Source organism: Mesorhizobium sp. M0139 (assembly GCF_040322455.1).
Lineage (GTDB): Bacteria > Pseudomonadota > Alphaproteobacteria > Rhizobiales > Rhizobiaceae > Mesorhizobium.
In genome coordinates this window covers 32727-46658 of sequence record NZ_JAMYTN010000015.1, presented here as the reverse complement: position 1 = coordinate 46658, position 13932 = coordinate 32727, and the positions used below count along the sequence as shown (strand labels likewise).

Here is a 13932-nt window from a genome sequence, read left to right as displayed (position 1 = left end):
GGCATGGGGGATTGCCGATGGTTTTATCACGCAGGGGTGTCGTGCTCGGCGGTCTGGCGCTGGTCGCGGTCGGTGGAACCGGCAATATTGTTCAAGCCGCGGCGGCAAAATCCTTTTTCGCCGGTACCGCCAGCGATAACGATTTCGTCTATCGCAAGACCAACTTCGCCAAGATCGACAAGAGATGGCATCGCCAGATCGTCAAGTATTTCAGCAGCGAGCCGGTCGGCACCGTCGTGGTCGATACCCGCCACCACTTCCTCTACCTCATCATGGAAAACAAGACTGCCATCCGCTACGGCGTCGGCGTCGGCAAGGAAGGCTTCAAATGGTACGGCCGCGCGACGATCGATCGCCGCGCGCTGTGGCCGCAATGGGTCCCGCCCCCCGAAATGCGTGAGCGCAAACCGGACTTACCGCCCATGATCGCAGGCGGCGCGTCCAACAATCCGCTCGGGCCGCGCGCGCTCTATCTGTACCGCGACGGCGCCGACATCGGCTACCGCCTGCATGGCACGCTGGAGCCATGGAGCATCGGCACCGACGCTTCCAGCGGCTGCATCCGCATGTTCCCCGAAGACATCATCGACCTCTACCAGCGGTGCCCGATCGGCACCGCGGTGGAGGTCCTGCCGCACATCGCCGACCAGGCGCCCGCTTCCACCACTGTCGAATGATTGGCGCATCATGAACCGCATGATTGAAAACACGTGCCGGCTGCTCGCAGCCGGCCTGCTGGTTGTGGCCGCATCCTGCTCGACCAGCAACACGCTGGCCCCGTCCACGCCTGACGTCACCAACGCCGAGATTGCCGGCTTCCAGAACGTGCAGCCGGGAAGCGAGGAGGATTTTATCCTCAATGTCGGCCGCCGCACCTATTTCACGAAAGGTTCGGCCGCGCTCGATTCTGTCGCCAAGGCCACCCTCGACACCCAGATCGCCTGGTTGACAAAGCATCCGCGCTGGCTGCTCAAGCTGCAGGGTTTCGCCGACGATCCCGGCGCAAGTGAAACGGCGCTGTCGCAGCAGCGCGCCGATGCGGTGATGGACTACCTCGCCGCCGGCGGCATAGACCGGAACCGCATGTGGGCCAAGGGCTACGGCAAGGACAGGCTCGTCCGCGACTGCCCCGACTCCGCCTGCAGGTCGCAGAACCGCCGCGTTGTGTCTAATTTGCGCGATGAGAGGGACGAGTCGTAGAGGCTGCTGTTTTGCTGGCCGCCAAATCAGTCTCACAACGCGACGGCGGCATGGCTGCAATGCGCCTATCAGGGACATTCACCCAGCGTTTGCCCCCCCGAAACCTGACGCTCCGGTGAACCCGGAATGAAGTCAGCTTCCCGTCTACCAACCTCCGGCTCAGGGCCTGGTGGGAGGCTTCGGCATGCGCCTCGACCAGTTTGCGGACGTGGCGGTTGTCCGCGATCCTGATCGGCATGAGCCTCGCCACATGTCGGTGTGCTACGGGGAGTGGGCGCCGTGGAGCTAGCAGGTACGCTCGCTCAAAGCATCGGCCGTCCACCGGTGACCTCGTAGAGTGCGCCGGTGGTGTAGCTCGATCCTTCCGAGGCAAGCAGCACATAGGTCGCTGCAAGCTCTGCCGGTTGCCCGGGACGCTTGAGCGGTGTGTTCTTCCCGAACTCCTTGACCTTCTCAGAGGGCATTGTCGACGGGATCAGCGGCGTCCAAATCGGCCCGGGAGCGACCGCGTTTACCCGAATGCCGCGTTCAGCTACCAGTCCTGCAAGTCCGGCGGTGAAGTTGGCGATCGCTCCTTTGGTAGTGGCGTAGGCAAGCAGTGCCGGCGAGGGACTGGTCGCGTTGATTGAGGATGTGTTGATGATGGTCGAGCCGGGTTCCATGTGCTTCACTGCTTCCTGGGACAGATAGAACATCGCATAGACATTGGTGCGAAAGGTGAGATCCCATTCCTCCGCGCTGATGTCCTCCAGCTTCTCGAACGACGCCTGGTGGGCTGCATTGTTGACGAGGATGTCCAGGCGCCCGCATTCATCGATAGCTCGCTGCACAAGCGACCGCGCGAAGATTTCGTCCGAGATGTCGCCGGGTGCGAGCACCGCCTTGCGCCCCGCTTCCTCGACCAAGCGCGCCGTCTCCTGCGCATCTTCGTCCTCTTCAAGATAGGAGATCATGACGTCGGCGCCTTCGCGTGCAAACGCGATAGCCACCGCCCGGCCGATGCCCGAGTCCGCGCCGGTGATCAGCGCGACGCGGTCCGTCAGCTTACCGCTGCCGCGATAGCTCTCCTCTCCGTGGTCGGGCCGTGGATCCATCTCGTCGGTATAGCCGGGCATGTCCTGCTGCTGTTCGGGAAGCGGCGGCTGAGGATATTTCTGCTGGGCATCCTGCATGTCAGCTCCTTTTTTGGCTGGAGTTGCGGTTGTGTCGATCCGGTTCCGTGATCGGTCCCTTGGCGGCTTTCGAGCCACCGCCCCATTCCTCGGCCTTGCACGCTTGGTCGCCGCCCATGAGGTCCGGCGAACCGCGATTTGCGGTGCCGCTGTCGGTCTTGTTCAACTCGTGCTCCTTCTTGCGTGTGGTCAGTCTTTCTCGCCGGCGGTAATCATCGACCTCAGCGGCTCTTGCGCCACATTCGCCTCGATTTCCGCGCGTCCGGGGGTATCCGGTAGCGCCTTGCGGAAATTTCTCGCATAATCCGGTGGCATCTTCGGTGGCATCATCGGTTCGTACGGGTCGACCACGGCCTCGATGACCACCGGACCCTCAGCAGCCAGGGCAGCGTCGAGAACACCTTCCACCTCCTCGGCGCGAGAGACGCTGTAGCCGATGCCGCCCATGGCTTCGGCGGCCATGGCGAAGTCGATGGGCTGGAGTTCGCAGGCGAATTGCGGGTTACCGAGGAACATCATCTGCTCCCAGGCGATCTGATTGAGCATGCCGTTCTTGAGCACGAGCACCTTGAGTGGGACCCGGTACCGAACTGCCGTCGAGAACTCGCCGAGTTGCATCGCGAGACCGCCGTCGCCGACGACCGCGAAGACCGGCCGGCCGGGAAAGGCTAGGCCCGCGGCGATCGCATAGGGCAGTCCGCATGCCATCGAGGCCAGCGCGCCCGAGACGCCGAAGGCCTGCCCGTCACGCAGCTCGATATGGCGGGCCGCCATCTCGGTGTTCTGGCCGGAATCGGCAACCAGGATCGCATCATCGGGCAATCGTTTCCCAAATGCGCGTGTAACCACCTGGGGCTTGAGCGAAGTGGCGGCCTTTTGCTCCGACTGCGCCATCATCTCGCGCCAGCGTCGCATGCCCGCCTGCGCCTTCTCGAGGAAGCTGCGATCATCCTTGCGCTTCAGGCGCCTGTTCAGCAATCGCAGCGTCACGGCGGCATCGCCGGCAAGGCCGGCCTCAACGGGATAGCGCAGGCCGATGCGCTGCGGGTCGCGCTCGATCTGCACCCCGCGCGCCTGTCCCGGCTTCGGGTAGTATTCGATGTAGGGAAAGGTCGAGCCGACGACGAGCAGCGCGTCACATTCCTCCATGATTTCCTGCGACGGCAGCGTGCCGAGAATTCCGATGCCGCCAGTCGTCAGCGGGTGATCGTCGGGCAAGGCAGCCTTACCGAGCAAGGCCTTTGCGACGGGGGCACCAAGCAGCTCCGCCGTCTCTTCCAACTCGTGCCTGGCACCAAGCGCGCCCCGACCGGCGAGGATCGCGACCTTCGTCGCCCCGTTCAGGATCTCGGCGGCTTTCGCAAGTTGTTCTTCGTCGGGAAGCCTGCTTCCTTCGAACCAACGATCCGGCGTATGCGACGGTTTGTTGCGCTTCGAGCGCTTGGCTTGGTAGAGCGTGTGCTCCTGCACATCGCTGGCGATCGACAGATGCGCAACGCCGCGACGTGCCAGCGCCGACCTGCAGGCGAGACCGGCCAGGCTTTCCATATGCGCCGCGTCGGAGACCTGCGCGTTGAAGACGGCGACATCGCTGAAGACGCGCGTCAAGTCGACATCCTGCTGGGTGAAGGTCTCGATGAGGTCGTGGAACTGCATGCCGGTAATGGCGAGCACCGGCGCTTGGTCGAGCTTGGCATCGTAGAGTCCAGTCAGGAGGTGTGTGCCGCCAGGGCCGGAAGTTGCGAGGCAGACACCGAGCTTGCCTGTCCATTTTGAGTAGGCGCACGCCATGAACGCCGCGGATTCCTCGTGCCGCACCTGAATGAAGCGGATGCGGTCCTGCCGCTTGCGCAGCGCCTCCATGATGCCATTGATGCCGTCGCCCGGCAGGCCAAAGATGATATCGACGTTCCAGTCGATCAGCGTCTCGATGAGGATGTCCGCGGCGGTCGGCATGTCTCAGTCCTTACCGCGATGCGGATCCCGCCGCCTGGCTGCTCTTGTTCGCGGTCTTGTCAGTCTTACGCTGGTCTTTGTTGCCGCCGCGATTGCCGCCATGCAACTCGTCGGAAGATTGAGCGGTCTTGCCGTCTTCCAAATTAGTGGCCATGCGCAAAGCTCCCTACATCCGGCCTGCCTAACCAGAAAGTCGGTGAGATGTTCCGTGCCCGAAGGCAAGGCCGCCTAGTCAGGTGCCGAAGGCAAACGTGTCAGTACCACCCGATGAGGCGCTGTTCGGCAGTCAGCGGCTGAACAGGCGAGGTGCGATCGAACAGACGAAGGCATCGAACTGCTGCGAGGCCGAGGATTGCATGTAGTGGCCGAGGCTGTCTGATCGCCAAAAGCTCTCGCGGCAGAGCTGGCCGATGTTCAGGTCGCGTCTTCGCAGGTCCCTATAGCCAGAGCGCAACGCCGCCCGGACCGTCCCCATAGGCGAACTCCTCGCACCCCTCGTCGACGATTTCTCGCGCGGGATTCCGCCTCAGTGGCGAAAGGACTCGTTCGTCGCGCACACCGCGGCGGGCGATGTGCGCCTCGACCATGCGGTGCCTGGCGTGCCGGTAGTCTGGGATGGCTCCTCGATAGCCTTAAAAAGACGGCAGGCTTAGTCGTCCTGCCTGCGCTTGTGGTGCTCGCTCTCCTGGTTTTCGCCGCGGATCATCTGGCGATCGTCCTTGTCGGTCAATTCCACGCCCTCGTCGCGTAGATTGGCGCCGTCTTGCCGCGCCTCGCGCTCCTGCTTGGATGTCTTCAGCTCATCCTCGGCATTGAAATCGTCGCCGGCATTGCTGGAGTTCTCGCGCTTTTCGATGATGCGCAGCTGCTGCTCGTGGGTCTTCCGGCCGGCCATGGCAAGGTGCCTCCTACTTGTTCGTGCGTCCGGTCTGGTCAGGGTTGATGCCGCCCTGAGGCGTGACGTCGTTCTCGACATCGCCTTCGAACGTATTGTCCCCATCGAGAGCATCGCTCTCGTCGAGCATATCGCCGCCCTTGACCGCGCCCTTCGAGGTGCCGATTCCCGGGTTGTCTCGCAGATCCTTGTCCGTGGGCTGTTTAGTCTTGGGGTGTTGGTTGGTCATGGAATTTCTCAGCGCTGGTTGAGCTTGGACGAAAGACGGTCCTGGCGCTGTCCAACTTCAACGTGGAGAAAATGTTCCGGAACATATTCGCTTGTCAGGTGCGCGTAAGCGGCCAGGCGGCCGCCGTCTCGGCTAGCGAAACTCCAAGCATGCCACATTACATCCCATTCCGAGGCGAATTGGCAGGCTAAAGTGAAAATCGAGACGGTCGAAAGCTTGCAAGGAGTGGGTGCTCTGTTCCGGTGGCGATCTCGGTTGCAAGCAGTTCGCCGGCAATCAAGCCAAGTGTTGCGCCGCTGTGGCTGAAGGCGACGTAATACCCCTCGATCTCCCGCAACTGGCCGAAGACCGGCTCGCCGTCTCCGGGGATCGGCTTGGGCCCGACACCGTAGCTCTCCAATTCCAATTTCGGATGACCGTCGAGAACATTCGACGCTTCGTCGAGAAGCCCCTGGATGGTCGATGCTTTTACGCGATAAGTCCCGTCCGGATTGACTACCACCTCTTTTTCCGACCAGGCAGAATCGAGCGCGAGGGCGCCATCAGGCGTCGGCCGGATGGCGACGCGCGGCGTGTTGAGCACGGCGCGTAGAGGCAAGTCGACTGGCTTGGTGCTGACCAGCAGCGCGATCGGTGTCCCATCGGCAATACGCTGACCGGCCACGGCAACCATTCGCGGCACATCCGCACCGGTCGCCAGAAGCACCGCGTTGGCGGCGAAGCTGATCCCGCTGGTGGTGGTGACGCCGGTGGCGCGGCCGTTGGCGACGGTGACGGTAGCGCTTCCGGCCTCGGTGACCACCTGGCCGCCCCGCTCCACGAATTCCGCGATCAATATTTCGATCAGCGACGGCAGGTCGACCCAGCCCTCGCCCGGGTTGAAGATCGCGCCTTGAGGCGTGACAGCGCTTGCGCAGACACCCGGCGCGACCAACCTTATGGCGTCCGCGGACAGATGCTGCGCATCATAGCCGAGACGTTTTTCGTGAGCGAAGACATCGGCGATCTCGTTTGAGGCATCGTCCGCATCCCACGTCAGGCCACCGTTGAAACGCAGCCAGGCGGCATCCGGGCATCGCGCCGACAAACTGCGGTAGCGGTCGATACCGATCATGCGCAGGCGATGATATTCAGCCGAGCGCCTGCGCGCCGAATTGATCCAGGCGAGCGAGCGGCCGGAAGCTCCCTTGGCGAGCGGTCCATCATTGACCAGCACGGTCTCGATGCCGAGCCTTGCAAGATGAACGGCCGAGGAGACGCCAAAAATGCCGCCGCCGACGACAACGACCTTGGAAACCTGATGTGATGCAGCCATGAGATATCTTTCACTGGTGGAGGTTGGTTTGGGCGGCCGTCTTGAAGGGCTCATGCGTGATCAAAGCACTTCGGCAAGGAAGTGCTTCAGACGTGGGCTTTTCGGCGTGTCGAAAATCGCTGCAGGCGTGCCGGCCTCGATGATGCGGCCTTCATCCATGAAGACGACCTGATCGGCGACCTTGCGGGCGAAGCCCATTTCATGTGTCACCACGACCATTGTCATGCCGCGCCGGCCGAGATCCGCCATGAGGTTGAGCACGCCCTTCACCAGTTCGGGATCGAGTGCGCTTGTTACCTCATCGAACAAGATGACCTCCGGGTCCATCGCCAATGCACGAGCGATTGCCACACGCTGCTGCTGGCCACCGGAAAGGCTCCCTGGACGATGGTGTTTGCGGGTCGCAAGCCCGACGTCGGCAAGGCGCGCCTCGGCGATGCGCTCAGCTTCCTGTACAGGGAGCCCCTTTACCTTGGTCAGCGACAGCATGACGTTTTCGAGCGCGGTGTGGTCGGGAAACAGATTGAACTGCTGGAAAACCATCCCGACACGCCGGCGCAGTTTTTCAGGCTTCATCGCCAGGATGCTCGCACCATCGAGCAACACCTCACCGCCCTTGGGCTCGACCAGGCGGTTGAGGCAGCGCAGCAGGGTCGACTTGCCCGAACCTGATGGGCCGATCACGCATGTGACCGTGCCAGGCTTGACTGCCAGGCTGACGCCTTTGAGAACATCGAGGTCGCCATAGGCCATGTCGAGATCGGTGATGGCGAGACTGCCGCCCTTGAAGCGGGGCAGCGCTGAGCGGGCATCAGAGCCGGCCTCCGAAGGTGCACTGCCGGTGGCGCCCTCCAGTTCGCTCACTTCGGCCAGGCCGCTGATGACGAGGCCGGCCTTTTGCTTTCCGACCCGCAGCGAGTTGTCGATGTAGTTGACCACATGGGTCAACGGCACGGTGATGACGAGATAGAACACGCCGGCCAGAAGCAATGGCGAGAGGTTTCCGGTGACCACTGCCTGGTCCTGACCGACACGGAAGATCTCGCGCTCCGAGGCGAGCAGACCGAGGAAGTAGACAAGGCTTGAATCCTTGACGTTGCCGATGAACTGGTTGACGAGGGCCGGCAAGACGCGGCGGATGCCTTGCGGGATCACGATCAGGCGCATGCCTTGGCCGTAGCTCATGCTGAGCGCCCTGCAGGCCTCCATCTGCCCGCGCTCGACGCTCTGGATGCCCGAGCGGAATATTTCGCCGATATAGGCGCCGGCGATCAGGCTCAGCGCAAGAATGCCGAGCGGAAAGGGCGAAGGGCCGAAGATTTCACGGCCGATGCGGGCAAAGCCCTGGCCTATCAGCAGGATGGTGACGATCGCCGGCAGCCCACGGAATATATCCGTGTAGACCCGCGCCGGAATGCGCAGCCAGCGCGATTGCGAGATGCCCATGACCGCCAGGATCATGCCGAGAATGACACCCAGCACCGTCGACGCGGCGGCGAGGATCAAGGTGTTCTTCAATCCGATGGTGATCATGCTGGGCAGCACGTCCGCCATGGCCTGCCAGTCGAGGAAACTGCGCCGCAGGTTTTCGAGCCAGTTCATTCGCCCCCCTTTCGGTTGCGCTATTCACATCGTCCGCATCAAGGACGGCGGCGTAATCCGGCCGCCGGCATGAGAGCCAGCGGCCGGGTACGGTCTACTTCTTGGGAAGATACTGGTCGGGCATCGGCGAGCCGGGGAACCACTTTTCATAAAGCGTTTTCCAGGTGCCGTCCTGCATGGCCGCGTGAAGGGCGGTGTTCAGCGCATTGCGGAGCTTGTCGTTGCCCTTGCGCAGGACAAAGCCGGCCGGCGCGTCAAAGGAAGGAATATTGACCGCGATCTTCAGGTTCGGATAGCGAACGCCATAGTCCTTGGCGGCCTCGTAATCGAGGAAGTGGGCATCCACGGTTCCGTTGTTAAGCGCCGAAACGGCGGAGTTGTTGTCGGGGAATTTGACGAGATCGGTTCCGACAAAATTCTTCGCCGCGTAGATTTCCTGGAGCGTGCCTTGTACGACGCCGAGACGTTTGCCCTTGAGCTCGTCCGCCGACGTGATCGCCTTGTCGGCAGTAAGCACGGACAGATAGCCTGCGATATACCCGTCGGAAAAGTCGACGGTCTTCTTGCGTGCTTCCGTCGTGCCGATTGCCGCGACCGCGACATCGAAACGCTCGTTTGCAACCGAAGGCATCAGCGCCGAGAATTCCTGGCCGGTGAAGATCACCTGGTCGGGCTTGAAGCCAAGGCGGCTCGCGACGTTGCGGAACAATTCGATGTCGAAGCCGGTGAACGACCCATCGGCCTGGGTGAAAGCGTAGGGTTTGGCATCGCCCATGGTTCCGACGCTGATGACCTTCGCATCAATGAGGCCATAGGGATTGTCATCCGCGGCGGCCGCTCCTGAAACCAGCCCGGCGCCGACGCACATCGCCATAAGAGCCATTGCGCCGGTTCTGACCGGGCACATCAACGACTTGAGAATTTCTTTCCTGCTCATGTCTTTCTCCACTCTGAAGGTCTGTTCTTCTTGGTATTTCCGTCGAGCCGCCATCTGGCGCGCCGACATGCCCTTGCCGAAATCACGGTCCGTCACGCCTCTCGGCTCCACTCCCTTAAAGAGACCGGTCTCATATTGCGTGAGACCGGTCTCTTTGTTAATCGTTATCGCCACGTTGACCTCCCGTCAACAACTCTTGTAGTCGTCATCCGATGAAAAGAACCGCCCCCAAGACCCCGTCGATAACGGTCAGCGACGTCGCCCGCGCGGCCAATGTTTCGAAAGCGACAGCCGCGCGCGTGCTCGGCGGATACGGCGTCGTCAGCGACATGATCCGCGCGGAAGTCATGGCCGCGGCCAAGGCCTTGGACTATCGTGCGAACGAGCTCGCCCGCAGCATGACGACCGGCCGCTCCGGCATCATCGGCGTGGTTGTCGGCGACATCGAGAACCCGTTCTTCAGCCTCGCGGTACGCGGCATCAGCGACGCGGCAAAGGCAGCCGGGTTCAACGTCATCCTGGCCAATTCCGGCGAGAAGATCGAGGCGGAAAAGGCGGCCGTGAAACTGCTCATCGGCAAGCGCGTCGACGGGCTGATCGTCACGCCGTCGGAATCGCGCGACATCGCGCACCTGCGCGATATCCACCGCTCGGGCCGACCGCTTGCCCTGCTGGATAGGGCGCTGGCAGATCTGGATGTCGATACGGTCACGACCGACGATCGCGGCATCGCCATGCTGGCGACCCGCTTTCTAGCCGATGCCGGCCACCGCAACATCGCCTATGTGACCGCGGTCGACGCCGAAGGGCACGAGTACCGCGATCTCGGGCAGATCTACACCTCGTCGGTCCGTGAGCGCATCGACGGTTTCCTCACCGTGTGCCGAGAGGCCGGACTTGATCGGCCAGAACGCTTTGTTCGCCTTGGCGCGACAAGCCCCACCGAAACGCGCAGGGTTGCCGGCGAGATGCTGTTGGCGCCGGATCGGCCGACGGCGATCCTCGCCTCCGACAGCGTCATTGCGCTGGAGATCTTCAAGGTGACCCGCGAGCGCGGCCTGCGGGTTCCCGACGACATTTCGCTCATCACTTTCCATGATGCGGACTGGACGAGCGTCACCACGCCGCCCATCACCGTTATCGACCAGCCCGTCTACGCGCTTGGCAAGAGCGTCGCGGAATTGCTCATCCGGCGATTGAAGGGAGATTCCCGCCCGGCGGAAAGGCTCGTTTTGCCGACCGCCATCATTACACGCGGATCCGTTGGCCCGCCCTCGGATGGAAAGCCGCAAGTGCGCCAAGCATAGGCCTGACGGCGGTACGGCCCACATGAATACGTTAGAACAAGGTCGACGCACTCCGCTTTAAGAATGTACGTCGATCAACCCAGCAAGCACCCTGATCGCAATGCCGCGTCCACCGTCATCGGGACGGCACGTGCCGGCTCATGGTTTGAAGAGCATGACGATGAGCCAGATGCCCGGCTACTTCTTGCGCCTGCCTGGCTTCAGGGCCGCCAGAAGACTGCTGATCCTGCCGGCCTTGCGGTTGCGGATCTCGGCCTCGTTCTTGCGGCGCACCGCGGCGCGGACAAGCCTGGCGCCGAGATAACGCAAAGGCTCGGGCGGCAGCGACATGCGCCGCTCGATGCCGACCAGACCGCTTTCGCTCCAGCGATCCTTTCGCTCGAGCACCAGGCTCGCCAGAATGCGTCCGGCTATCGGCGTCTGCGCGATGCCGGTGCCGTTGAATCCCATGCCGTAGAAGATATTGGGATAATCGCGCAGGTGGTCGAAGACAGGAACGTGTTCAGGCACGCAGTCGATCGGCCCCGACCAGTCATATTCGATCGCCACACCGCGCAGCGACGGGTAGACCCGATGCAGCTCTCGCATATTGTCGCGGCCGTGCTCCGGGCTGCGGTTGAAGCTGGCGCCGAAATTTCCACTGAAGGCGACGTTGCCGCTGCCACGACCGAAGACCACCCTGCCCCCGATGGTGCGCTGATAGTAGAGCACCTGGGCCTGGGAATCGCAGATCGAGGCACCGTCGCGCCAGCCGATGCTGTCGAGCAGTTCGGGAACGGCGGCAGTGGCAATCACCTCGCTGCCGACCACATAAAGATGCCGCCGCAGTTCCGGCAGCGCGGAAAGCCAGGCGTTGGCGGCAAGCACGATTTTGTCAGCCCGTACCGCGCCATGCGCCGTGCGCACCGTGCATGTCATGCCGGGTTCGATGGCGAGGACCGGGCTGCGCTCATGGATGATGACGCCGCGTGCCAGTGCCAACTTGCGCAATCCGATGGCAAGTTTGGCGGGATGGACCGTGCCGGCAGTGGTCTCGACCACGCCGACATAGGAGGCCGATGAACCGGTGCGGCGTTGAATGTCCTCGGCTGTCAGCGGGCTGAAACGGTTTTCTCCAACAGCCGCCGTCAAGGCCACGGCGGTCTCCCAAGCGCCTTCCTGCGCAATGGAGCTTGCTGTCCACAACCATCCGTCCAGCCTCAGGTCCATGTCTATGGTGCCGTTTTGCTGCAGCGCCTTCAGCTCCGCGATCGATGCCACCGTGTCGGCGCACAGCAGGCGCGCTTCCTCGAGACCGACGACCGCACTGATCTGGTCGATTTCGGCGAACCATGAATGGACCTGACCGCCGTTGCGCCCCGAGGCCCCCGATCCGCACAGATCGGCTTCAAGGATGACCACCCGCGTTTGCGGCGCCAGTTCAAGGATCCGCAGCGCCGTCCACAGACCGGTATAGCCGCCACCGACGATCACCACGTCGGCGCGCTCGTCGCCTCGCAATGGCTCGGTCGCAGGGGCGGCGGTAATGTCCTGCAGCCAAAACGACCGGTCAGATGCAAGCGCGACCGCAGGCTGTCGCAAACGAAGTGTACTCACGCTTGGGCTCCCTGCGCATCGACAATGAAGCTGGCATATTTGGCTCGCAGCCAATCGGGTATCGGACGCGGTCTCTGGGGAAACCCGCCGAGATGGGTGCAGGTCTGTGCCGCCGCGATCGACGCCCTGTGCAATGCCTCCAGGGCGCCAAGGCCGCCGAAATGGAAGCCGGCGAGGAAGGTGGCAATAAAACTGTCGCCGGCGCCACACGTATCCACGACATCGACAAGCGTCGCCGGCGCATGCACGACATTCGTGCCATCGTCGAAGTAGGAGCCGCGTCGACCACAGGTCAAAACCACCTGCCTTGCGCCGGCCGCCCTGAGCGCGCCCAGCGATGGCTCGATGGGAACATCGACATCGTCCGGTCCGGACGCAAACAAAAGCGGGACACCGTCGAGCGGCAGCGCCATATGGGCGGTCGATAGATCGATGCTGAACGGCACATGGTCCGCCACCAATCGTTGAACAAGGTGCTTGTTGGCGTTGGTGCCGAGATGCACCCAGTCGGCCGCGGCGATGACCGCATAATGCGCGGGCACCGGCATGAAGTTTTCGCCCACACCGAAGGATTCGTGCAGGAACTTCCGGTCGCCGGATTCATCGCGCAGCAAGGTGACGGCCGTATCGCCGGGACGCCGTTCGACGTCGTCGGGGGATAGGCCGGCACCTGCCAGCTCGGCAAGCACCACGTCGCCTTCGGGATCGTTCCCGACGGCGCCGAAATAGCGCGCGGCCCAGCCGTTGCGCCGCCATTGCACCGCGACATTCAAGGCGTTGCCGCCCACCGTCATCAAGTTGTTGGTCAAATAGGCATCAAGGCAATTGTCCCCGACCGCGGTAAGCTCCTTCGACATCATGCCGGCACCGTTGCGCGATTGAGGTATGGCGCGATGGCGCCAAGGCAGCGTGTCCAGGCTTTTACCGGATCGAGCGCGTAGGAGCCGTTGCCGAACGGCTCGAAGGTGAATTTTCCGGCATAGCCGAGGCGCGCGAGCTCGCTGACGTAGTGGCCAAGCGGCAGCGTGCCCTCCCCCCACACCAGATGCCCGCCTGGCGTGCCGTCGACCAGATGAACATGCGCCAGCCGCGAGCCGAACAGGTCGACATAGCCGGCCACGGTGTCGCCGGCCGTGGCCATGGCGACAGTGTCGAGCACGATATCGATATTGCCGGCGCCCACCTCATCCAGCATTTGGCGCAGGCCTGCCGCATTATTGACGAGGTTGCTCTCGAACCGCTGCAACGGCTCGAGCAGGCAGCGCACCCCGTTTGCGGCGGCGCGCCGGGCGATCTCGCCGATCGAACCGACCGCGCGGTCCCATGCCGGTTGCCGGGGTTCGCTCTCGTAGCCCCGGCCGGGCGTCAGGAAGAGATAGCGGGCGCCAAGCGCCGCGCAGATGTCGGCTGCACGCCAAAACCGCTCGATGCTGTCCTGGCGCAGTGCGGCGTCGCCGGAGGCAATGTTGATTGGATACAACACCTGCTCAGGCGTAAAGCACCAGGCCGACAGCTCGTTGTCGGCGAGTACCCGGCGAACGGATTCGACACGTGCGTCCGTGGCGTGGAACAGGTCCAGATGCTGGGCAATCCCCCACAGCTCGATCTCGCGCAGGCCAAAGCCTCGGATCGTCCTGGCGACCTCATCGAAGGGGAAGTGCTGGAAGCTGAAATTGGCTCCGATCAGCTGATGAGCAGCGAGCTGCGGCATGAAGGCTCCTTT

Annotated in this window: 16 protein-coding genes; 3 read left to right on the top strand and 13 right to left on the bottom strand. The window is 62.9% G+C overall.

What is annotated here, in order from left to right; translation table 11 throughout:
* The first annotated feature begins 17 nt into the window (after positions 1 to 17).
* A complete protein-coding gene (locus tag NKJ58_RS24270; protein WP_023686888.1) occupies positions 18 to 677 on the top strand; it encodes a L,D-transpeptidase in 660 nt (219 codons plus the stop codon).
* Between the two features lie 10 nt (positions 678 to 687).
* Positions 688 to 1200 carry an OmpA family protein gene (locus tag NKJ58_RS24265; RefSeq protein ID WP_023686887.1) on the top strand — a complete coding sequence of 171 codons (513 nt, stop codon included), beginning with the start codon at positions 688 to 690 and terminating at the stop codon, positions 1198 to 1200.
* 302 nt (positions 1201 to 1502) lie between these two features.
* Here the strand turns inward: NKJ58_RS24265 and NKJ58_RS24260 are convergent, their stop codons facing one another.
* The 10 genes from NKJ58_RS24260 to NKJ58_RS24215 all read right to left on the bottom strand — a co-directional run bounded on the left by NKJ58_RS24260 (position 1503) and on the right by NKJ58_RS24215 (position 9306).
* Positions 1503 to 2372, bottom strand: a complete 870-nt coding sequence (locus tag NKJ58_RS24260) for an SDR family oxidoreductase (protein ID WP_023815136.1) — start codon at positions 2370 to 2372, stop codon at positions 1503 to 1505.
* 1 nt (position 2373) lies between these two features.
* Positions 2374 to 2538, bottom strand: a complete 165-nt coding sequence (locus NKJ58_RS24255) for a hypothetical protein (protein ID WP_023815135.1) — start codon at positions 2536 to 2538, stop codon at positions 2374 to 2376.
* Between the two features lie 23 nt (positions 2539 to 2561).
* On the bottom strand, positions 2562 to 4328 hold the full coding sequence (locus NKJ58_RS24250; protein WP_023710085.1) for a thiamine pyrophosphate-dependent enzyme: 1767 nt from the start codon (positions 4326 to 4328) through the stop codon (positions 2562 to 2564).
* A 10-nt stretch (positions 4329 to 4338) separates the two neighbouring features.
* Positions 4339 to 4482: a hypothetical protein gene (locus tag NKJ58_RS24245; RefSeq protein WP_023686882.1), complete on the bottom strand. Its 144-nt coding sequence runs from the start codon at positions 4480 to 4482 to the stop codon at positions 4339 to 4341.
* A 132-nt stretch (positions 4483 to 4614) separates the two neighbouring features.
* A complete protein-coding gene (locus NKJ58_RS24240) occupies positions 4615 to 4803 on the bottom strand; it encodes a hypothetical protein (RefSeq protein ID WP_023707234.1) in 189 nt (62 codons plus the stop codon).
* Between the two features lie 174 nt (positions 4804 to 4977).
* Positions 4978 to 5223, bottom strand: a complete 246-nt coding sequence (locus NKJ58_RS24235; protein WP_023707235.1) for a hypothetical protein — start codon at positions 5221 to 5223, stop codon at positions 4978 to 4980.
* Positions 5224 to 5236: 13 nt separating this feature from the next.
* Positions 5237 to 5452: a hypothetical protein gene (locus NKJ58_RS24230; RefSeq protein ID WP_023686879.1), complete on the bottom strand. Its 216-nt coding sequence runs from the start codon at positions 5450 to 5452 to the stop codon at positions 5237 to 5239.
* A gap of 187 nt (positions 5453 to 5639) precedes the next feature.
* On the bottom strand, positions 5640 to 6767 hold the full coding sequence (locus NKJ58_RS24225) for an NAD(P)/FAD-dependent oxidoreductase (protein ID WP_352519531.1): 1128 nt from the start codon (positions 6765 to 6767) through the stop codon (positions 5640 to 5642).
* A 60-nt stretch (positions 6768 to 6827) separates the two neighbouring features.
* On the bottom strand, positions 6828 to 8369 hold the full coding sequence (locus tag NKJ58_RS24220; RefSeq protein WP_023667755.1) for an amino acid ABC transporter permease/ATP-binding protein: 1542 nt from the start codon (positions 8367 to 8369) through the stop codon (positions 6828 to 6830).
* A gap of 94 nt (positions 8370 to 8463) precedes the next feature.
* Positions 8464 to 9306: an ABC transporter substrate-binding protein gene (locus NKJ58_RS24215; protein ID WP_023804463.1), complete on the bottom strand. Its 843-nt coding sequence runs from the start codon at positions 9304 to 9306 to the stop codon at positions 8464 to 8466.
* Between the two features lie 212 nt (positions 9307 to 9518).
* On the opposite strand from NKJ58_RS24215, the gene NKJ58_RS24210 reads away from it, so the two are divergent.
* Entirely contained in the window at positions 9519 to 10613 is a 1095-nt protein-coding gene (locus NKJ58_RS24210; RefSeq protein ID WP_352519530.1) for a LacI family DNA-binding transcriptional regulator, read from the top strand.
* 177 nt (positions 10614 to 10790) lie between these two features.
* Here the strand turns inward: NKJ58_RS24210 and NKJ58_RS24205 are convergent, their stop codons facing one another.
* The 3 genes from NKJ58_RS24205 to NKJ58_RS24195 are packed head-to-tail and all read right to left on the bottom strand — an operon-like array spanning position 10791 to position 13920.
* On the bottom strand, positions 10791 to 12209 hold the full coding sequence (locus NKJ58_RS24205; RefSeq protein WP_352519529.1) for an NAD(P)/FAD-dependent oxidoreductase: 1419 nt from the start codon (positions 12207 to 12209) through the stop codon (positions 10791 to 10793).
* Positions 12206 to 13069, bottom strand: coding sequence for a PfkB family carbohydrate kinase (locus NKJ58_RS24200; protein ID WP_023804466.1), 864 nt, complete (start codon positions 13067 to 13069; stop codon positions 12206 to 12208). Before NKJ58_RS24200 ends, NKJ58_RS24205 begins: the two co-directional genes overlap by 4 nt.
* Positions 13066 to 13920: a sugar phosphate isomerase/epimerase family protein gene (locus NKJ58_RS24195; RefSeq protein WP_352853981.1), complete on the bottom strand. Its 855-nt coding sequence runs from the start codon at positions 13918 to 13920 to the stop codon at positions 13066 to 13068. The genes NKJ58_RS24200 and NKJ58_RS24195 overlap by 4 nt, the downstream gene beginning before the upstream one ends.
* Positions 13921 to 13932: the final 12 nt, after the last annotated feature.

Bases quoted from the DNA above. Each gene is read 5' to 3' on its own strand.
- NKJ58_RS24270 (WP_023686888.1), top strand. From the start codon at position 18: ATGGTTTTATCACGCAGGGGTGTCGTGCTCGGCGGTCTGGCGCTGGTC.
- NKJ58_RS24265 (WP_023686887.1), top strand. From the start codon at position 688: ATGAACCGCATGATTGAAAACACGTGCCGGCTGCTCGCAGCCGGCCTG.
- NKJ58_RS24260 (WP_023815136.1), bottom strand. From the start codon at position 2,372: ATGCAGGATGCCCAGCAGAAATATCCTCAGCCGCCGCTTCCCGAACAG.
- NKJ58_RS24250 (WP_023710085.1), bottom strand. From the start codon at position 4,328: ATGCCGACCGCCGCGGACATCCTCATCGAGACGCTGATCGACTGGAAC.
- NKJ58_RS24245 (WP_023686882.1), bottom strand. From the start codon at position 4,482: ATGGCCACTAATTTGGAAGACGGCAAGACCGCTCAATCTTCCGACGAG.
- NKJ58_RS24240 (WP_023707234.1), bottom strand. From the start codon at position 4,803: ATGGGGACGGTCCGGGCGGCGTTGCGCTCTGGCTATAGGGACCTGCGA.
- NKJ58_RS24235 (WP_023707235.1), bottom strand. From the start codon at position 5,223: ATGGCCGGCCGGAAGACCCACGAGCAGCAGCTGCGCATCATCGAAAAG.
- NKJ58_RS24230 (WP_023686879.1), bottom strand. From the start codon at position 5,452: ATGACCAACCAACACCCCAAGACTAAACAGCCCACGGACAAGGATCTG.
- NKJ58_RS24225 (WP_352519531.1), bottom strand. From the start codon at position 6,767: ATGGCTGCATCACATCAGGTTTCCAAGGTCGTTGTCGTCGGCGGCGGC.
- NKJ58_RS24220 (WP_023667755.1), bottom strand. From the start codon at position 8,369: ATGAACTGGCTCGAAAACCTGCGGCGCAGTTTCCTCGACTGGCAGGCC.
- NKJ58_RS24215 (WP_023804463.1), bottom strand. From the start codon at position 9,306: ATGAGCAGGAAAGAAATTCTCAAGTCGTTGATGTGCCCGGTCAGAACC.
- NKJ58_RS24210 (WP_352519530.1), top strand. From the start codon at position 9,519: ATGAAAAGAACCGCCCCCAAGACCCCGTCGATAACGGTCAGCGACGTC.
- NKJ58_RS24200 (WP_023804466.1), bottom strand. From the start codon at position 13,069: ATGATGTCGAAGGAGCTTACCGCGGTCGGGGACAATTGCCTTGATGCC.
- NKJ58_RS24195 (WP_352853981.1), bottom strand. From the start codon at position 13,920: ATGCCGCAGCTCGCTGCTCATCAGCTGATCGGAGCCAATTTCAGCTTC.